We start from the raw sequence: 18,249 nt of genomic DNA on the forward strand, positions 1-18,249 counted from the left end.
AGGCGCCAGTCTTCGGCGCCTCAAGCGAATGGCCGGCTCATTTGTCATGTACGAGAACGTTTTATTTCCGAGAGAAATGCACAACCAGCTTGTCGCCAACGGTTTGCAGGACCTGCACCAGCACCAGCAGCAGCACCACCGTCACCACCATCACGTCAGTCTGGAAACGCTGGTAGCCGAACCGGATCGCCAGGTCACCCAGACCACCGGCACCGACCACACCGGCCATTGCCGTGTAGGACACCAGTGTAATGGCCGTCACCGTAATCGCCGCGAAAATGCCCGGGCGGGCTTCGGGCAGCAAGGCATTGGTGATGATCTGCCGCGTCGTCGCGCCCATGGCCTGGGTCGCTTCGATGATGCCGCGATCCACTTCGCGCAGAGCGGTTTCCACCAGCCGCGCGAAAAACGGCGTGGCACCGACCACCAGCGGCGGGATCGCGCCGGCGACCCCCAGGGAAGTGCCAGTGATCAACACGGTGAACGGAATCATCACGATCAACAGAATGATGAAGGGCAGCGAACGCAGGATGTTCACCACCAGAGACAACATCGCGTAGACGCCTTTGGCTTCCAGCAACTGACGCGGGCTGCAGAGGAACAACAGCACACCCAGCGGCAGGCCCAGCAACACGGTGAACAGCAGCGAACCACCGAGCATCAGCAGCGTATCACCGGTGGCCAGCCAGATTTCGAACCAGTCGATGTTGGCGAAGAAACTAGTCAGGGCTTCCATTAGCGCAGCACCTCCATGTGAACGTCGGCCGCGGTGAAGCGGGCAAAAGCCGCTTCCATGTCACCACCGGTCACGGCCAGGGTCAGTTGCCCGTAAGGGACGTCCTTGATGCGATCGATCCGACCGGCCAGGATGCTGTAGTCCACACCGGTCTCCCGAGCGACGGTTCCCAGTAGGGGCGCGTAGGTCGCTTCGCCCTGGAAGGTCAGACGCACGATGCGGCCTGGCACGTGTGCGAAGTCGTCACGCTGTTCGCTTTCGTCGATGTGCTCGTCTTCTTGCACGAAACGCTTGGTCGTCGGGTGTTTCGGATGCAGGAACACCTCGGCCACCGAACCTTGCTCGACAATCACGCCAGCGTCCATGACGCCGACCTGGTCGCAGACTCGGCGGATCACGTCCATTTCATGGGTGATCAGCACGATGGTCAACTTCAGCTCACGATTGATCTCAGCCAATAATTGCAGGACCGACGCCGTGGTCTGCGGGTCCAGTGCACTGGTGGCTTCGTCGCACAGCAGGATTTTCGGCTTGGTCGCCAAGGCGCGGGCAATGCCGACACGCTGCTTCTGGCCGCCGGACAACTGCGCTGGATACTTGTTGGCGTGATCGGACAAACCGACCCGGGCCAACAACTCGGCCACGCGCAGATCGATCTCGCGGCGGGACAATTCACCGGCCAGCGTCAGCGGCAGCGCAACGTTGTCGGCAACGGTCTTGGACGCCAGCAGGTTGAAGTGCTGGAAAATCATTCCGACCTGCTGACGGAAACGGCGCAGTCCGTTGGCATCGAGCGCAGTGACTTCTTCGCCGTCCACGATGATCTTGCCGCCGCTAGAGTTTTCCAGGCGATTGATCAGACGCAGCAGGGTACTTTTTCCCGCACCGGAATGGCCGATCAGACCAAAGACCTGACCATTCTCTATCGTCAGACTGGTCGGATGCAGGGCGGGGATATCCTTACCGGCGACGCGGTAGGTTTTATGGACGTTTTGAAACTCGATCACGTAGCGAACCTTGTGGGGCGCGTTGGAAAAGGATCAGCGGTTAGCCGGGCGCGCATTTTAGCCTGTCCGTATAGCAGTTCTTAGCATTTATTTCGTATTCAACCAGTCATTTGGCAATAACGCGATCAAAGGTCAGATAAAAGGAACGGCTCGAAACGTCATCAGTCACTAATTAGGCCACTCGAAACAATCCCCGAGGAGTCATGCCTGATGAGCACCAAGAAGCCTGCCGCCCCCAAGAGCGCACTGGCCGGGACCGATACCCTGGACCGCAGCAACACCAATACCAAGCTCGATAGCCTGGAAAAATTCCGTTCCGACGCCACCGGTCAGGCCTTGCGTACCAATCAGGGCGTGAAGGTGGCGGACAATCAGAACACCTTGAAAGCCGGCGCCCGAGGGCCATCGTTGCTGGAAGACTTCATCATGCGTGAAAAAATCACGCACTTTGACCATGAGCGCATCCCCGAGCGTATCGTGCATGCCCGAGGCACGGGTGCCCATGGTTTCTTCCAGACTTACGAGAACCACTCAGTACTGACCAAGGCCGGTTTCCTGCAAGACCCGGCGCAGAAAACGCCGGTGTTCGTGCGTTTTTCCACCGTGCAGGGGCCCCGTGGTTCAGGCGATACCGTGCGGGACGTACGTGGTTTCGCTGTGAAGTTTTTCACCAATGAAGGCAACTTCGACCTGGTGGGCAATAACATGCCGGTGTTTTTCATCCAGGACGCCATCAAATTTCCCGACTTTGTCCATGCAGTAAAACCCGAGCCTCACAATGAAATCCCTACTGGCGGCTCGGCCCACGATACGTTTTGGGACTTTGTCTCACTGCAACCTGAATCAGCCCATATGGTGATCTGGGCCATGTCCGACCGGGCAATTCCGAAAAGCCTGCGCAGCATGCAAGGTTTCGGCGTGCACACCTTCCGGTTGATCAACGCCGAAGGTAAATCGCGTTTCGTCAAATTCCACTGGCGCCCCGCCGCCGGGACCTGCTCGCTGGTGTGGGATGAAGCGCAGAAACTGGCGGGTAAAGACACCGATTATCACCGCCGCGATCTCTGGGAAGCCATCGAGATGGGTGACTACCCGGAATGGGAACTCGGCGTGCAGATTATTGAGGAGGAAAACGAACACGCCTTCGATTTCGACATCCTCGACCCCACCAAGCTGATTCCTGAAGAGCTCGTGCCCATTACGCCACTGGGGAAAATGACGCTCAACCGCAACCCGGACAATTTCTTCGCCGAAACCGAGCAGGTTGCATTCTGCCCGGGGCATATCGTGCCCGGGATCGACTTCTCCAATGATCCGTTGCTGCAAGGTCGGCTGTTTTCCTACACCGATACGCAGATCAGCCGACTTGGTGGACCGAATTTTCATGAAATCCCGATCAACCGTCCAGTAACACCACTCCACAACGGCCAGCGTGATGCATTACACCGCACCACCATCGACAAGGGGCGTGCGTCCTACGAACCCAACTCCATCGACGGCGGATGGCCGAAAGAAACACCTCCTGCCGCCCAGGACGGCGGTTTCGAAAGTTATGCGGAGCGCATCGACGCCAACAAGATCCGGCAGCGCAGCGAGTCGTTCAGCGACCACTTCTCCCAGGCACGGCTGTTTTTCCACAGCATGAGCAAGCATGAGCAAGAACACATCATCGCGGCATACAGCTTTGAGTTGGGCAAGGTTGAGCGTGAGTTCATCCGGGCCAGGCAAGTGAATGAAATCCTGGCCAACATCGATCTGGAGCTGGCCAAACGGGTGGCACAGAACCTCGGGCTTGCGGCGCCGAAAGCGGGGACCGTCGATGTACCGAAAACGTCCCCGGACCGCTCGCCGGCCCTGAGCCAGGCCAACCTGCTGCCAGGCGACATCAAAACCCGGAAGGTAGCGATCCTGGCGGCCGACGGCGTGGACGGGGCAGCAATCGATGCCATGAAGAAAGCGCTGGAAGCTGAAGGGGCGCATGCCAAATTGCTCGGCCCGACCTCGGCCCCGGTGAAAACCTCCGATGGCAAGTCGTTGCCGGTAGATGCGTCCATGGAAGGCTCGCCTTCAGTAACATTCGACGCTGTGTTCGTGCCTGGAGGCGCGGCATCGATCAAGGCGCTGAGCACTGACGGTGTGGCGTTGCATTACGTACTGGAGGCTTACAAGCATTTGAAAGCGATTGCGTTGCACGGTGAGGCGAAGCAGTTGCTGGATGTGTTGAAACTGGAGGTTGATGCGGGGTTGGTCATAGGGGCGGATAGCAAGTTGGCCAAGCCATTCTTTGCCGCGATTGGACAGCATCGGGTTTGGGACAGGGAGCCGAAGGCTAAAGCGATTCCGGCCTAGAAAGCTTTATCGTCGGATAGGATGCCATCGCGGGCAAGCCCGCTCCTACAGTGGACAAGTTGGCCAAAAAATGTGCGGCCGACCCGAAACCCTGTGGGAGCGGGCTTGCCCGCGATGCTTTCAAGGTGCTTTGCGGGGACTCAATACCATCTGCGCCGGAACGCTGCGCAGAATCTGCCGATCCAGCTTCAGATCAAACTGCGGATCGAGCTTCTGCACGCGCTTGATCAACAAATTGGCCAGCCAAGGATAATCATCGGTACGCGGAACCTGAAGGCTCACATCGCACTGAAAATTCACCACATCGGCGGCAATAGCATCCAATTGACGACGCATTTTCCCCATATCGGTGATTTTCAGCTTCACCGTCGTGCTTTCAGCCTCAGGGTCAATGACCTTGGCCTTGCGCTTGGCTTCGGCGGACTTGAGGTCTGCTTCGGCCTTTTCCAGCTCAGCCTTGCGGGCTTGTGCGATGGCACCGTTGACACCACCGGTCAGCGCAGGCGCTTTAGGCATCAAGACCCGAGCCCGGGCCAATGCGGTGGCAGCAGCGTTTACATCGCCCTTTTGCAGGACGATCTGACTACGCAGCAGATAGGCTTCGGCCAGTTGACGCTGGTATTGCTCTAGGGACTGATCGTTGGGGGACTCGGCCTGCAACGCTGCCAATTGATTCTCGGCTGTGGCCAGCTCGCTGCTGGCCAGGCTTTGTTCCAGCTGTGCAATGGCCGTGGCCCGCGCATCCGGGGCCTCGGTGGCTGCCGGTGGCGTGCTTTGGCAAGCGCCCAGCAGCAAAGAAAATGCGACAAGGAGCAGATAACGGGAGGCGAACGACTTCATTCCTGCGACTCTCTATTTGCGCAAAAAACGAGCAAGTCTACACCCCTCGACGGGGCAGAACAAAACTCAGCAGAAACAGCGCGGCGGCCGCCACTACAATCGACGGGCCCGCCGGGGTGTCCTTGAACCAGGACAACGCCAACCCGCCACACACGGCGAGCACGCCCAGCAGGCTGGCGCCCAGTGCCATCTGCTCCGGTGAGCGGGCGTGACGTTGTGCCGCGGCGGCCGGAATGATCAACAACGATGTGATCAGCAACACACCGACGATTTTCATCGCCACGGCAATCACTACGGCGATCAACAGCATCAGCGCCAAGCGCAATCCCGCCACCGGCAGCCCTTCGACCCTCGCCAACTCTTCGTGCACCGTGATTGCCAGCAATGGCCGCCACAATGTCACCAACAACGCCAGCACCGCAGCGCTACCCCCGAGGATCCATGCCAGATCGGTCGGGCTGATCGCCAGCAAGTCACCGAACAGATAGGCCATCAGGTCGATCCGCACTTCGTGCATGAAGCTTAGTACCACCAGGCCCAAAGAGAGGGTGCTGGGTGCGAGAATTCCCAAAAGCGTGTCGGAGGCCAACGGCTGGCGCTGTTGCAAGGTCACCAGCAACACTGCCAACAGCAAGCAGCCGACGGTGACGGCCACAGTCGGGCTGACATCCAGCAAAAAGCCCAGCGCCACGCCCAGCAATGCCGCGTGGGACAGGGTGTCGCCGAAATAGGCCATGCGCCGCCAGACCACGAAGGAGCCCAACGGGCCCGCCACAACTGCCAGAGCCAATCCTGCAAGCAGGGCGTAGAGCAGAAAATCAGCCATGCTTGCAGCTATCTCCGTGAACATGGGTATGACCCGATGTGGGCGCCTTGACCACCGAGCCGTGCAGATCGTGGGCGTGGTCGTGGTGGTGGTGATAAATCGCCAGGCTTTGTGCGTTTTTGCCGAAAAGTTCGACAAATGCCGGATCGCCGCTGACCTGCTCGGGGTGGCCAGAGCAGCAGACATGGCGATTCAGGCAAACTACCTGGTCGGTGGTGCTCATCACCAGGTGCAAATCGTGGGAAACCATCAACACACCGCAGCCGTGACGGTCTCGCAGGCGGGTGATCAGGCTATAGAGTTCAGCTTGGCCGGCCACGTCGACGCCTTGTACCGGTTCGTCGAGCACCAGCAGCTCAGGCTCACGCAACAAGGCCCGGGCCAACAGGACACGTTGCATCTCACCGCCGGAAACACTTTGCACGGGGCTGTCGATCACCTGCTCGGCGCCGACTTCCTTGAGCGCGGCCAACGCCATCGCGCGGTCCACACCCGGCACCAAGCGCAAGAAGCGCAGCACCGAGAGCGGCAGGGTCGGGTCGACATGCAGCTTTTGCGGCATGTAGCCGACCCGCAGTTTCGGCTTGCGCCAGACGCTGCCACTGTCGGGCTTTAGCAGACCGAGCACGGCGCGCACCAGCGTGGTCTTGCCGGCGCCATTGGGGCCGATCAGGGTCACGATCTGCCCCGGCTCGACGCTCAGTTCGATGTTATCCAGCACCGGTTGCCCGGCAAACGTGACGGCAACCTGCTCGAGGCGGATCAGCGCGTTGCTCATCAAGCCCCCTGGCAGCCCGAACAGAGACCTATCACTTCAACGGTCTGGCCTTCGACGACAAACCCGACGTCCCTGGCACTGGCGATGATCGCGTCGCTGATGGACTTCTGTTCGAGTTCGATGGCGGCGTGGCATTCACGGCAGATCAGGAACTGACCCTGGTGGGCGTGCGTCGGGTGATTACAGCCGATGAAGGCGTTGAGCGAGGAGATACGGTGTACCAGGCCGTTTTCCAGCAGGAAATCCAGAGCGCGGTAAACCGTTGGGGGTGCGGCCCGGCGCCCGTCCTGCTCACTGAGGACCGCAAGAATGTCATAGGCCCCCAGTGGCTTATGGCTTTGCCACACCAGTTCCAGCACCCGCCGACGCAACGCGGTCAGGCGCAAACCCTGGCGCGCGCACAGGGCGTCGGCCTCAGACAGTGCGCTGTGAACGCAATGAGAGTGGTCGTGAGGACGGCTGGCTATCGGTGTTTTAGGCATGAGCGGCGACGAGTATTGTGAGAGACGTTATTATGTTACCCGTTCTCGCCTCTTCGAGTGGTCATCGTGTCCCGACTTTTTTCCATCTTTGTCGCAATTTTCACAAGTTTTCTGCTGATCGGCTCAGCGCAAGCCGAAGTCAAGGTCCTCACCAGCATCAAGCCGCTACAGCTGATCGCCGCTGCCGTACAGGACGGCGTGGCGATCCCGGAAGTCTTGTTGCCACCCGGCGCCTCGCCGCATAACTATGCCTTGCGCCCATCCGACGTACGGAAGGTGCAATCGGTGGATCTGCTGTACTGGATCGGGCCGGACATGGAAGGTTTCATGCCTCGGGTGCTCAATGGTCGTACGCTGCCGAGCGTTGCGGTGCAGGACCTTCCTGGCCTGAAATTGCGACATTTCGCCCAAGACAACCACTCCCACGCTGAAGAAGCGGACGAACATGACCATGACCATCGCCCGGGCAGCCTGGATGCGCATTTGTGGCTATCGCCGGCCAACGCCCGGGTTATCGCAGCGAAGATGGCGGCGGATCTGAGTGCAGCCGACTCGGTCAACGCGGCACGCTACCAGAGCAACATGAAGGCATTTGACGAGCGCCTCGATGCGCTGGATGCACGCCTGAAGAAACGCCTGGGGGGTATTGAAGGCAAACCTTACTTCGTGTTCCACGAAGCGTTCGACTACTTCGAAGACGCCTACGGCCTGAAGCACGCCGGTGTGTTCAGTGTCGCCGCCGAAGTACAACCCGGCGCCCAGCATGTGGCGGCGATGCGCGCGCGGTTGCAGGAAGTCGGCAAGACCTGTGTATTCAGCGAACCACCACTGCGCCCGCGCCTGGCGGAAACCCTGGTGGCCGGGCTCCCGGTGAAACTGGCGGAGCTGGATGCGCTGGGCGGGTATACGCCGGCGACCGCCCAGGGGTATGAGCAGATTTTGGAGAAGTTGGGGAATGATTTGGCGGGGTGCCTGGAGTCGTTGTAACAACCCAGCTCTCTGTAGGAGCGAGCATGCTCGCGAAGAAATCCCCAGCACCGCGGGGTGTCAGGCACCCCGCGTCATCGTTAACCACCATCGCGACGGTGCGACGATTCGACATGCTCGCTCCTACAGGGCGAAAGGCAGCGGCGTATTGACCGTCTGCCGCTGGGCTAGCCGCAGCTCAAACTCCATCGGATCGTGAATCAACACGTCCTGCCCGGCAAACGACTCCGCCGCGATCAAGCGCGACAACCAGAAACGCACGCACGCCACCCGCAACATGGTCGGCCACAGCTCGGCCTCGGCCGCGGTGAATGGACGCAACGCGGCATAAGCCCCCAGCAACGCCCGCGCCCGTGGGCCGTCGATCAAGCCGTCATCGTCCGAACACCAGTCGTTCAAGGCGATCGCCACGTCGTAGAGCATCGGCCCCGAGCAGGCGTTGTAGAAATCGATCAGACCGGTCAGGTGCGTGCCTTCGAACATCGCATTATCGCGGAACAGGTCGGCGTGGATATTGGCGCGTGGCAACGCCAGAATTTTCTCTTTCTGCTGTGTGATTTCTTCAAGCGCCCGCTCCAGCAAAGCTTTCTGCCCGGCATTGAGGTGCGAAAGAAATTGCGTGCCCTCTTCCAGCATCCAGTCCAGGCCACGATCGGTCTTGCGCTTGATCATCTTGGCCTGGGTCGCCAGGTGCAGGTGAGCAAGCAACTCGCCTACTTGCGCGCAATGCTGTGCGTTGGCTTGCTTGATGTGCTTGCCGGCCAGGCGCGGTTGCAGCAGCGCAGGCTTGCCGGCCAGCTCGCGCAACGCGACACCGTCGGTAGTGCGCAGCGCGTAAGGCACCGGCAGGTCGGCTTCGTGCAGCACGTCGAGCAATTCGATGAAGAACGGCATCTCCTGGACCGGGCCGCGCTCGACCAGGGTCAGGACGAATTCGCCCTGCTCCAGGCTAATAAAGAAATTGGTGTTTTCGCTACCGGCGGCAATCCCCTGGAAATCAAGCAGGCGGCCTAGGCCATAAGGGGCGAGAAAAGCTTCCAGCTCGGGCCGAGCCAGGGGGGTAAACACAGACATGATTAAAACTGCCAGTAGGAGGCGCCGCCCTTGAGCCAACGCCGATTGAAATTAAGAAACTACTTCCACTCGAAGATCTTCCACGACGGTATCAGCATATCCGGCTGATCCGAGCGGATGAAGTTACCGTCCGATCCATCGGCGCGCACCAGAAAATAGGGCTTACCCACTGACGGCGTAACTTTGATGGCGTAAAGAAAACCATTCTGACGGTACTCCTGAATCGTTTTGTCGCCTTCCGTGCGAATGGTCACTTCCGGATCTGGCGATGGCGCATCGTCCGCCGCCATTACGGCCAGCGGTGTAATTGCAAACAAGCCAGCCAGCAACAGGCGATTTAGTGTGCGCATGATAACCTTGTCCCTTTGTCGTCAACGGTCCCGCTATTCTAGCGCCGGACCCGCCGAAAAGGTTGATCCTGCTCATGAGCCAAGCCCCCCTCGTCCTGGTGGACGGTTCTTCTTACCTGTACCGCGCCTTTCACGCGTTGCCACCGCTGACCACGTCCAAAGGCCTGCCCACCGGCGCGGTCAAGGGCGTGCTGAACATGCTCAAGAGTCTGCGCAAGCAGTACCCGGACAGTCCCTTCGCCGTGGTATTCGATGCCAAGGGTGGGACATTTCGCGATGACATGTACGCCGAATACAAGGCCAACCGGCCGAGCATGCCCGACGACATGCGCGTGCAGATCGAGCCCCTGCATCAAAGCGTGATCGCCCTGGGCTTCCCGCTGCTGTGCGTAGAAGGCGTCGAGGCCGATGACGTGATCGGCACGCTGGCCCGCAGCAGCGCGGCGGCCGATCGCCCGGTGATCATCTCCACCGGGGACAAGGACATGGCGCAGTTGGTCGACGGCCACATTACCTTGGTCAATACCATGACCGGTAGCAGCATGGACGTAGGGGGCGTGAAGGAGAAATTCGGCGTCGCTCCCGAGCAGATCATCGATTATCTGGCACTCATGGGCGATTCGTCCGACAACATCCCAGGCGTTCCGGGCATCGGTCCAAAGACCGCTTCCGGCCTGCTGGTGGGTGTGAATGGTGGCTTGACCGAGCTCTACGCGCAGCTCGACATCGTCCCAACCCTGCCGATCCGCGGCGCCAAGACCCTGCCGGCCAAGCTCGAAGAGCACAGGGAGATGGCGTTCCTCTCCTACCAATTGGCGACCATCAAGGTCGATGTGCCGCTGGACATTGGCCTCGACGACTTGCAAATGGGCCCGGAAGATCCAGCCAAGCTCTACGAGCTCTACACGCTGCTGGAATTCAAAAGCTGGCTGAACGATCTTGATCGGGACGCCAAGCGTCTTGAATTGAGCGGTGCCGCCTCCGCGCCTGCGCCGGTCGTTGATCTGTTCAGTGCCGCTGAAGCCGAAGCTGAAGTGCCGGCGACAACGTCAGAAACCCGCTATGAAACCGTCCTCGATCAAGCGCGATTCGACGTTTGGCTGGATAAACTGAAAAACGCCAAGCTGTTCGCCTTCGACACCGAAACCACCGGCATCGACGCACAGCAGGCACAACTGGTGGGCCTGTCTTTTGCGGTGCAAGCCAACGAAGCGGCCTACATCCCGTTGACCCACTCGTACATCGGCGTACCCGAGCAACTGGATCGCGACACCGTCCTGCGCGCCCTCAAGCCGATCCTGGAAGACCCGAACAAACTCAAGGTCGGCCAGCACGCCAAGTTCGACATGAACATTCTCGCCAACTGCGCCATCGGTGGCGATCAGGCCAACGGCATCACCGTGCGCGGCGTCGCTTTCGACACCATGCTCGAATCCTATGTGCTCAATTCCACAGCCACCCGCCATGACATGGACAGCCTGGCGCTGAAATACCTGGATCACACCACCGTGAGTTTCCAGGACATTGCCGGCAAAGGCGTCAAGCAACTGACGTTCGATCAAATTGCGCTGGAGCAGGCCGGGCCTTACGCCGCCGAGGACGCGGACATCACCCTGCGCCTGCACCAGGCCTTGTTCGACAAGCTGTCCGCCATCCCGACCCTGGCCAGCGTGCTTACGAACATCGAAATGCCCCTGGTGCCTGTGCTCGCACGTATCGAACGCCAAGGCGCATTCGTAGATGCCGCCCTGCTGGGCGTGCAGAGCATCGAACTGGGCGATAAGATGGTGGCACTGGAGCGTGAAGCCTTCGAGATTGCCGGAGAGGAATTCAACCTGGGCTCACCCAAGCAGCTCGGCGTCATCCTTTACGAGAAACTCGGGTTGCCGGTGCTGAAAAAGACCGCCAAGGGCCAACCATCGACCGCCGAAGAAGTGCTGGCCAAGCTGGCCGAGGACGACTATCGACTGCCCAAGGTGCTGATGGAATACCGCTCCATGAGCAAGCTCAAAAGCACCTACACCGACCGTCTGCCGGAACAGATCAATCCACGCACCGGGCGCATCCACACCTCCTATCACCAGGCCGTGGCGTCCACCGGGCGTCTCTCATCCAGCGACCCGAATCTGCAGAACATCCCGGTGCGCACCGCGGAAGGCCGGCGTATCCGCCAGGCCTTTGTCGCCCCGGCCGGCTACAAGCTGCTGGCTGCCGACTATTCGCAGATTGAACTGCGGATCATGGCGCACCTGTCTCGCGATGAAGGCCTGATGAATGCCTTCCGCAATAACCTGGACGTGCACACCGCCACCGCTGCCGAAGTGTTCAAGGTCGAGCTGAACCAGGTCACCTCCGACCAGCGTCGCAGCGCCAAGGCGATCAACTTCGGCCTGATCTATGGCATGGGTGCGCAAAAACTCGGCAAGGACATCGGCGTTGATACCAAGACCGCCAAGGCGTACATCGACACCTACTTCGCCCGTTATCCCGGTGTGCGCGAATACATGGATCGCACCCGCGTGCAGGCCGCGGATCAAGGCTACGTGGAAACGTTCTTCGGGCGACGGCTGTACTTGCCGGAGATCAATTCCAACAAGCCGCAGGAGCGTGCCGCAGCCGAACGCACGGCCATCAACGCGCCGATGCAAGGCACGGCAGCCGACATCATCAAGAAAGCCATGGTGGCCGTGGATGGATGGCTGACCTCCTCCGGCCTGGACGCCAAGGTCATTCTGCAGGTCCACGATGAATTGGTACTGGAAGTGCGCGAGGACCTTGTCGATCAAGTCACCAACGAGATTCGCCTGCACATGAGCGGTGCGGCGAAACTGGATGTGCCATTGCTGGTGGAAGTCGGGGTAGGCAATAACTGGGATGAGGCGCACTGAGTGCAAAACGCTGCTGCGGCATGATGCCGCGGCAGACCCCAACCTGCGCTGCTTAGTCCAAAAAGTGATTGGGTTTATTCCAAAGCTTCTGAAAATAAACTGAACTAATCTCGCCAAGGCCACTCAGATTTACTGAATGGCTGGTGAAGCCCTTCGATGCTCCTATGTTGTGTTAAGTGTTGGCAGATATCTGGACCCCGCCCTAGCGGTCTAGAACTTGAACCCCGGAACTTCCCCCTCCCCATAGAAGTCCGGGGTTTTTTTTGCCTGAAAACTGCCTGATGCGGTCACGCCACGCTGGCCTGACCGCTCCTGAGACAGTTTTTTCACGCTTATCCAGTTACTTCGTCAGCGCCTTTGTCCGGCAGTTCCATCCAGTTCGCCAATACAGTGTAGGCGTCTTCCAGGCCCATGCGCTTAGGGGCCGAAAACAACTGGATCGTCACAGCATCGCCCCAACCCTTGCGAATTTCCGATTGCACCTTGAGCAATGTGTTCTTGGCCGCGCCGTAGGTCAGCTTGTCCGCCTTGGTCAGCAAAATGTGCATCGGCATGCCGGCTGCGACGGCCCAATCGAGCATCAACAGGTCGAAGTCGGTCATCGGGTGGCGGATGTCCATCATCAGGATCAGACCTTTCAAGCTCTCACGACCGCCCAGGTAAGCTTCCAGGTGACGCTGCCAGTGTTGCTTGAGCGGGATCGGTACTTTTGCATAACCGTAGCCCGGCAGGTCGACCAGACGGCGTTCATCGTCTAGCTTGAAGAAGTTCAACAGTTGCGTGCGCCCCGGTGTTTTCGAGGTGCGCGCCAGGCTGGCATGCGTCAGGGTGTTCAGGGCACTGGACTTGCCGGCGTTGGAACGCCCGGCGAAGGCGACTTCAAAGCCCTCGTCATCCGGACATTGGTCGACTTTGGCGGCGCTGAGCATGAAGGTGGACTGTTGGCACAGACCGAGGATGGGATTCTTGAGTTGCATGGGATTTCCGATGTGGGCGGCGCCAGGAATGGGCGCGGCAAGCAGTGTCGCTTCCGTTTCAGTGACGCCAGTATATAATGCCGCAGATTTTGTGTGCGCTTTGTCCCGATGCAGGATGAAGTTCACGAGAGCGACAGACCTTGATTGCGCACTAGAACGCAGATCGCTCTCAACCCTGAAAAGGTCGTTTTATGACGAAATGGCTGCTAGTTACCGGAGTCTTGATGCCGCTTTACAGCGCTCAGGCTACACAGGATCCGGAAACTGTGTACAACCGTGTTTGTGGTGCCTGTCATTCCGGCCAACTACCCATGGCGCCCCGCAAGGGCGATCAGGAAGCTTGGAAGCCGAGGTTGGCGAAAGGTATGGAGACGCTGGTGCAACACGTGACCCAGGGTTTCAAGGCGATGCCGCCGCGTGGTTTGTGCATGGACTGCAGTGCCGAGGATTACCAAGCCATCATCCGCTGGATGAGCGAGTAAACCCGGTCCATAACTTAACCCTTAGCCGTAGTTGGATTAGCTGATGAACAAATTGATCGTGAGTCTGCTGTTGACCGTGGGGATCTCCGGCATTGCCCATGCTGCAGGTGAGCCAGTCAAACCTGGTGACGCCGCCGCAGGCCAGGCAAAAGCCGCCGTATGTGGTGCCTGTCATGGCCCGGATGGCAACAGCATGGCGCCTAACTTTCCAAAACTGGCAGGCCAGGGTGAACGCTACCTGACCAAGCAGCTGCACGACATCAAGTCGGGCAAGCGCACCGTCCTGGAAATGACCGGCCTGCTGACCAACCTGAGCGACCAGGATCTGGCGGACATCGCCGCCTACTTCGCCAGCCAGAAGGGCAGCGTCGGTGCCGCCGACCCGAAAGTCGTGGCTCGCGGTGAAGCACTGTTCCGTGGCGGCGACCTGGCCAAGGGCCTGCCATCGTGCACCGGCTGCCACTCGCCAAATGGCGCGGGCAACGCGGCCGCCGGCTTCCCGCACCTGGGTGGCCAGCACGCTCAATATGTCGCCAAGCAACTGACTGACTTCCGCAAGGAAGAAGGCGGTCGCAATAACGATGGCGATACCAAACCGATGCAGAGCATTGCCAAAAAGCTGAGCGACGAAGACATCGCCGCAGTGTCCAGCTATATCCAGGGCCTGCACTAAGACCGATTGATCGGGCGTTGCGCAAGGCATAGAACCCTTGCAGCGTTAACGCTCGATTAATCCGTCACAGCAAGTATAAAAAGGGTGGCTTTGGCCGCCCTTTTTTGTGGCCGCTGCCGTTACACTACAGAACTCAAGCCCGCCATGACCTGTCTGAAATCAGGTCTCGCGAGGCGAAAAAATTGTCCAGGAGTAAAGCATGCGTAATCTGATCATCAGCGCCGTTTTTGCCGCTGCCAGCCTGTTCGGCATGACTGCCCAAGCCGCTGAAGCCCCCGCTGCACCTTATGTCGAGCTGAGCAACCCGGTGCCGGTCGCCGTGCCCGGCAAGATCGAAGTGGTGGAGCTGTTCTGGTACGGTTGCCCGCACTGCTACGCCTTTGAACCCGTGATCAACCCATGGGTTGAAAAACTGCCTTCGGACGTGAATTTCGTACGTATTCCGGCCATGTTCGGCGGCCCATGGGATGCACACGGCCAGATGTTCCTGACCCTCGAAGCCATGGGCGTCGAGCACAAGGTCCATGCTGCAGTGTTCGAAGCCATCCAGAAAGAACACAAGAAGCTGACCGACAAGAACGATATGGCGGACTTCCTGGCTACCCAGGGCGTCGACAAGGACAAGTTCCTCGCCACGTTTGACTCCTTCGCCATCAAGGGCCAGATCAACAAGGCGCGAGAGCTGGCGAAAAAATATGAAATCACCGGGGTTCCGACCATGATCGTCAACGGCAAATATCGTTTTGACGTAGGTTCCGCCGGCGGCGCTGAACAAGCCCTGCAACTGGCCGATAAACTGGTCGATCAAGAGCGAGCGGCTAACAAGGCTGCCGCCAACTGAGCGAGGCGCCCGCCATGCGCCGCTGGGGAACCGAACGCATCGTTGGCCTGCATGATCCGCGGGTCAACGAACATCACCTGGAATCGACAGGCCTGCCCGCCGACAGCCGTCTGCGCTTGCTCAGCTTCAATATCCAGGTGGGTATCAGCACCGAGCGGTATCGGCATTACCTGACCCGGGGCTGGCAACATCTGTTGCCGCACACCGGGCGTGCCGACAATCTGCAAAAGATCGGCAATCTGCTGGGTGACTTCGACCTGGTCGCCCTTCAGGAAGCCGATGGTGGCAGCCTGCGTTCAGGCTACGTCAACCAGGTCGAACACCTGGCCCAGCTCGGCGCCTTTCCCTACTGGTATCAACAACTCAATCGCAATCTCGGACGCCTCGGCCAGCACAGCAACGGTGTGCTCAGTCGCCTGCGGCCTTGGGCGATCGAGGATCATCCACTGCCAGGGCCGAAGGGTCGCGGAGCGATTCTGGTGCGCTTCGGCGAAGGTCCGGAAGCGCTGGTGGTGGTCATGATGCACCTGGCACTGGGCGCACGAGCCCGCAGCATGCAATTGGCTTACATTCGCGAAGTCATTGGCGGTTACAAGCACCAGGTGCTGATGGGCGACATGAACACCCACGCCAGTGACCTGCTGCAACACTCTCCATTGCGCGACCTCGGGCTGCTGGCCCCGCAAATGGAAGCGACGTTCCCCAGCTGGCGCCCGCAGCGCTGCCTGGACCATATTCTACTGAGCCCGAGCCTGACCCTTGAAAAGGTCGAGGTGCTGGCACAACCCATTTCCGATCACCTGCCGGTCGCGGTAGAGATTCGTCTGCCGGGTTCGCTCACGGCCGATGCATTGCCCGCGTTGAGTCCTGCCCCCCGCGGATCCCATGAATGAGCGACGAAGCACAACGCTGGAAAGAGAAGTACCTGCAAAGCATCGAACAACAGGAAAAGCTCGAACGTCGCTGGGATGCCAGGCTAGACCTGTTGCGCCGGGGACTGGTGCGCAGCACGCTGGCAGCGGAAGGCACCGACCGCGCCGTTGACCAATGCATGAAGGAGATGCGCGAAGTCGTGCGCACCGACGACATGGACGCCGGACTCGCCGCCCTGCTGCCTCGCCTGGAAAAAGCCGTACTCGACTCCGAGCAGCGTCGGGAAACCCGGGTCAACCAGACCAGCGCCGCACTCACCGCCCTGGTCACGCAGCTGCAAACATTACCGCTACCCCGGGAAGTGAGCCGCCCCCTCAAGCACTTCGCCAAACAACTGGACAGTCGCGTCAGCCAGGCACGCGAGATCCCGCTACTGCTCGGCGAGCTGAGCGGACTGCAGGGCAAGGCCCTGAGCCAGCTGGAAAGTCCGGCGGAACCGGAACGACCGGGACTGCTGCAGCGGCTGTTCGGTCAGCGTGACACCGAAGAGGCGACCGTCCCCGCAGAACACGCTCTTATCGTGCAGACGGCCGAAACCGTTCCGGCGTCCGTGGTCGCAACCCGACCGGTCATTGCAGACACCGTGCCGCAGGTGCTGCAAGTAACGCCAGATACGACCCAGCCCATTGCTGTTGCGCCAGCCCTGGAGCCACAGCAAGCGCCGGCCCGGCCTGCGCAAGTCATGGCCGAAGCCGAATCGCTACAACCCGTGAGACTGTCCGAACCTGTCGGCACTCCCACCCTCCCAGCTGAAACGGCAGTCAATCCCGACGAATTGAGCCCGGCGGTACTGCTCGATACCCTGCCGCTGCCCTCGCCCATCGCCCAGGCACTGGCTGCGATCGATCCGCAGCAGCCCGAGCAAGACATGCTCTACGCCCTGCCCGACTCGCCCGAGCCGTCCTATAGCTCGGTGGCCAAACACATCGAAGATACCTTGCTGGGCTTGCTCGAGGATCTGACAGTACCGGAGCGTCATCGCCCCCAAGCCGAATCAATGCGTGAACGGCTGAAAAATGGCCTTAACTGGTACGAGTTGCTGCCGATTCTCGACGATCTGGCGACTTTGATGCTGGCAATCTCCGACGGTGGCCAACACGAATTCGAAGCTTATCTGCAGCGGCTCAACGAACGCCTGGAATCGTTCCAGAGCAACTTGCAGGCCGCCAGCGCCGGCCATGCCGACAGCCGATCCGCCGCACATGCGATGGACACGCAGATTCGCGAACAGGTCGACGGCTTGCAGAACAGCGTGCAGGAAGCGGCCGATCTGGATGATCTCAAGCACGTGCTGGAAAACCATCTGGAAGTCTTGCTCGGCACCATGGACCAGCACCGCCAGCAGCGCGATGAGCGCGAGCAGGAAGTGGCGGCCCGCCTGCAGAGCCTGGCCGAGCGGGTTGCCCATATGGAACAGGAAGCCCAGGGATTTCGCGAGCACCTCGAAGAGCAACGCCAGAAAGCCTTGATCGATCCGCTGACCGGACTGCCAAACCGCGCGGCCTGGAGCGAGCGCCTTGAGTATGAGATCGGCCAATGGCAGCAACACGGCAACACCCTGATGCTGGCCATGCTCGACCTCGATCACTTCAAGCGCATCAATGATAATTACGGGCACCTGGCGGGCGACAAAGTGCTGAAAATCATTGCCAGCGTGTTGCGTAAGCGCCTGCGCCCGACAGACTTCATTGCGCGATTTGGCGGCGAGGAATTTGTCCTGCTGATGCCATCCACCGTCCCGGCGAACGGCATGAAACTCCTGGAAACCCTGCGCGCCTCTATCGAAGCCTGCCCTTTTCACTTCAAGGGTGAACCGGTGACCATCACCCTCTCCATAGGCCTGGCGGCTTTCAGGGCCGGCGAGCATGGCGATGCGGTGCTCAAAAGAGCTGATCAGGCGCTGTACCGTGCAAAAAATGCCGGGCGCAACCGGGTGGAGCTGGGCTGAGCGCTTATCGCTCCATGTTGTTCAAATCGTTGCGATGGCCCAACACGCACAAGACAGTACGTTACACTGTTGCATTAC

The 18,249-nt window shown here is 59.8% G+C and carries 17 protein-coding genes; 8 read left to right on the forward strand and 9 right to left on the reverse strand.

Going from position 1 to position 18,249, the window contains the following annotated elements:
* Positions 1-61: 61 nt before the first annotated feature.
* The gene (locus tag AC1Q8Q_RS09245) at positions 62-736 is read right to left on the reverse strand and encodes a methionine ABC transporter permease (protein WP_008002212.1); all 675 of its coding nucleotides are present in this window, start codon (positions 734-736) and stop codon (positions 62-64) included.
* Positions 736-1,743: a methionine ABC transporter ATP-binding protein gene (locus tag AC1Q8Q_RS09250; RefSeq protein WP_033038874.1), complete on the reverse strand. Its 1,008-nt coding sequence runs from the start codon at positions 1,741-1,743 to the stop codon at positions 736-738. The genes AC1Q8Q_RS09245 and AC1Q8Q_RS09250 overlap by 1 nt, the downstream gene beginning before the upstream one ends.
* A gap of 189 nt (positions 1,744-1,932) precedes the next feature.
* Here AC1Q8Q_RS09250 and katE point away from each other — a divergent pair, with 189 nt between their 5' ends.
* Positions 1,933-4,092 (forward strand): catalase HPII, encoded by a 2,160-nt coding sequence (gene katE / locus AC1Q8Q_RS09255; protein WP_277352214.1) that lies wholly within the window; start codon positions 1,933-1,935, stop codon positions 4,090-4,092.
* Between the two features lie 120 nt (positions 4,093-4,212).
* Here katE and AC1Q8Q_RS09260 read toward each other — a convergent pair whose 3' ends face one another.
* From AC1Q8Q_RS09260 to zur, 4 genes are read right to left on the reverse strand one after another with little or no spacing between them, the layout of a single operon-like run.
* Entirely contained in the window at positions 4,213-4,932 is a 720-nt protein-coding gene (locus AC1Q8Q_RS09260; protein WP_151143780.1) for a PA5502 family lipoprotein, read from the reverse strand.
* Positions 4,933-4,969: 37 nt separating this feature from the next.
* Positions 4,970-5,758 (reverse strand): zinc ABC transporter permease subunit ZnuB, encoded by a 789-nt coding sequence (gene znuB, locus AC1Q8Q_RS09265; RefSeq protein ID WP_020798047.1) that lies wholly within the window; start codon positions 5,756-5,758, stop codon positions 4,970-4,972.
* Positions 5,751-6,536 carry a zinc ABC transporter ATP-binding protein ZnuC gene (znuC, locus tag AC1Q8Q_RS09270; protein ID WP_020798046.1) on the reverse strand — a complete coding sequence of 262 codons (786 nt, stop codon included), beginning with the start codon at positions 6,534-6,536 and terminating at the stop codon, positions 5,751-5,753. Before znuC ends, znuB begins: the two co-directional genes overlap by 8 nt.
* Positions 6,536-7,018, reverse strand: a complete 483-nt coding sequence (gene zur, locus AC1Q8Q_RS09275) for a zinc uptake transcriptional repressor Zur (protein ID WP_033038868.1) — start codon at positions 7,016-7,018, stop codon at positions 6,536-6,538. Before zur ends, znuC begins: the two co-directional genes overlap by 1 nt.
* A gap of 66 nt (positions 7,019-7,084) precedes the next feature.
* Here zur and AC1Q8Q_RS09280 point away from each other — a divergent pair, with 66 nt between their 5' ends.
* Entirely contained in the window at positions 7,085-8,005 is a 921-nt protein-coding gene (locus tag AC1Q8Q_RS09280) for a zinc ABC transporter substrate-binding protein (RefSeq protein WP_492614988.1), read from the forward strand.
* Positions 8,006-8,128: 123 nt separating this feature from the next.
* Here the strand turns inward: AC1Q8Q_RS09280 and AC1Q8Q_RS09285 are convergent, their stop codons facing one another.
* Positions 8,129-9,079, reverse strand: a complete 951-nt coding sequence (locus AC1Q8Q_RS09285; RefSeq protein WP_033038864.1) for a homoserine kinase — start codon at positions 9,077-9,079, stop codon at positions 8,129-8,131.
* Positions 9,080-9,138: 59 nt separating this feature from the next.
* Positions 9,139-9,429 (reverse strand): DUF2782 domain-containing protein, encoded by a 291-nt coding sequence (locus AC1Q8Q_RS09290; RefSeq protein WP_110748477.1) that lies wholly within the window; start codon positions 9,427-9,429, stop codon positions 9,139-9,141.
* A gap of 74 nt (positions 9,430-9,503) precedes the next feature.
* Between AC1Q8Q_RS09290 and polA the strand changes: the two genes are divergently transcribed.
* A complete protein-coding gene (gene polA, locus AC1Q8Q_RS09295) occupies positions 9,504-12,317 on the forward strand; it encodes a DNA polymerase I (protein ID WP_492614989.1) in 2,814 nt (937 codons plus the stop codon).
* 332 nt (positions 12,318-12,649) lie between these two features.
* Here polA and yihA read toward each other — a convergent pair whose 3' ends face one another.
* A complete protein-coding gene (yihA, locus tag AC1Q8Q_RS09300; RefSeq protein ID WP_020798038.1) occupies positions 12,650-13,294 on the reverse strand; it encodes a ribosome biogenesis GTP-binding protein YihA/YsxC in 645 nt (214 codons plus the stop codon).
* Between the two features lie 191 nt (positions 13,295-13,485).
* Between yihA and AC1Q8Q_RS09305 the strand changes: the two genes are divergently transcribed.
* The 5 genes from AC1Q8Q_RS09305 to AC1Q8Q_RS09325 all read left to right on the forward strand — a co-directional run bounded on the left by AC1Q8Q_RS09305 (position 13,486) and on the right by AC1Q8Q_RS09325 (position 18,171).
* The gene (locus tag AC1Q8Q_RS09305; protein WP_033038856.1) at positions 13,486-13,776 is read left to right on the forward strand and encodes a c-type cytochrome; all 291 of its coding nucleotides are present in this window, start codon (positions 13,486-13,488) and stop codon (positions 13,774-13,776) included.
* A 43-nt stretch (positions 13,777-13,819) separates the two neighbouring features.
* Positions 13,820-14,449, forward strand: a complete 630-nt coding sequence (locus AC1Q8Q_RS09310; RefSeq protein WP_020798036.1) for a c-type cytochrome — start codon at positions 13,820-13,822, stop codon at positions 14,447-14,449.
* A gap of 199 nt (positions 14,450-14,648) precedes the next feature.
* Complete coding sequence (locus tag AC1Q8Q_RS09315) at positions 14,649-15,290, forward strand: thiol:disulfide interchange protein DsbA/DsbL (RefSeq protein WP_020798035.1); 642 nt, start codon at positions 14,649-14,651, stop codon at positions 15,288-15,290.
* A 14-nt stretch (positions 15,291-15,304) separates the two neighbouring features.
* Positions 15,305-16,183 (forward strand): endonuclease/exonuclease/phosphatase family protein, encoded by an 879-nt coding sequence (locus AC1Q8Q_RS09320; protein ID WP_020798034.1) that lies wholly within the window; start codon positions 15,305-15,307, stop codon positions 16,181-16,183.
* On the forward strand, positions 16,180-18,171 hold the full coding sequence (locus tag AC1Q8Q_RS09325; RefSeq protein ID WP_151143774.1) for a GGDEF domain-containing protein: 1,992 nt from the start codon (positions 16,180-16,182) through the stop codon (positions 18,169-18,171). The genes AC1Q8Q_RS09320 and AC1Q8Q_RS09325 overlap by 4 nt, the downstream gene beginning before the upstream one ends.
* The last annotated feature ends 78 nt before the right edge of the window (positions 18,172-18,249 follow it).

The sequence above is a fragment of the Pseudomonas sp. GW823-FHT06B06 genome (assembly GCF_058795195.1).

Excerpts from the sequence above, each read along its gene's own strand:
- AC1Q8Q_RS09245 (WP_008002212.1), bottom strand. The coding sequence starts at position 736 with ATGGAAGCCCTGACTAGTTTCTTCGCCAACATCGACTGGTTCGAAATC.
- AC1Q8Q_RS09260 (WP_151143780.1), bottom strand. The coding sequence starts at position 4,932 with ATGAAGTCGTTCGCCTCCCGTTATCTGCTCCTTGTCGCATTTTCTTTG.
- znuB (WP_020798047.1), bottom strand. The coding sequence starts at position 5,758 with ATGGCTGATTTTCTGCTCTACGCCCTGCTTGCAGGATTGGCTCTGGCA.
- znuC (WP_020798046.1), bottom strand. The coding sequence starts at position 6,536 with ATGAGCAACGCGCTGATCCGCCTCGAGCAGGTTGCCGTCACGTTTGCC.
- zur (WP_033038868.1), bottom strand. The coding sequence starts at position 7,018 with ATGCCTAAAACACCGATAGCCAGCCGTCCTCACGACCACTCTCATTGC.
- AC1Q8Q_RS09285 (WP_033038864.1), bottom strand. The coding sequence starts at position 9,079 with ATGTCTGTGTTTACCCCCCTGGCTCGGCCCGAGCTGGAAGCTTTTCTC.
- AC1Q8Q_RS09290 (WP_110748477.1), bottom strand. The coding sequence starts at position 9,429 with ATGCGCACACTAAATCGCCTGTTGCTGGCTGGCTTGTTTGCAATTACA.
- polA (WP_492614989.1), top strand. The coding sequence starts at position 9,504 with ATGAGCCAAGCCCCCCTCGTCCTGGTGGACGGTTCTTCTTACCTGTAC.
- yihA (WP_020798038.1), bottom strand. The coding sequence starts at position 13,294 with ATGCAACTCAAGAATCCCATCCTCGGTCTGTGCCAACAGTCCACCTTC.
- AC1Q8Q_RS09305 (WP_033038856.1), top strand. The coding sequence starts at position 13,486 with ATGACGAAATGGCTGCTAGTTACCGGAGTCTTGATGCCGCTTTACAGC.
- AC1Q8Q_RS09310 (WP_020798036.1), top strand. The coding sequence starts at position 13,820 with ATGAACAAATTGATCGTGAGTCTGCTGTTGACCGTGGGGATCTCCGGC.
- AC1Q8Q_RS09315 (WP_020798035.1), top strand. The coding sequence starts at position 14,649 with ATGCGTAATCTGATCATCAGCGCCGTTTTTGCCGCTGCCAGCCTGTTC.
- AC1Q8Q_RS09320 (WP_020798034.1), top strand. The coding sequence starts at position 15,305 with ATGCGCCGCTGGGGAACCGAACGCATCGTTGGCCTGCATGATCCGCGG.
- AC1Q8Q_RS09325 (WP_151143774.1), top strand. The coding sequence starts at position 16,180 with ATGAGCGACGAAGCACAACGCTGGAAAGAGAAGTACCTGCAAAGCATC.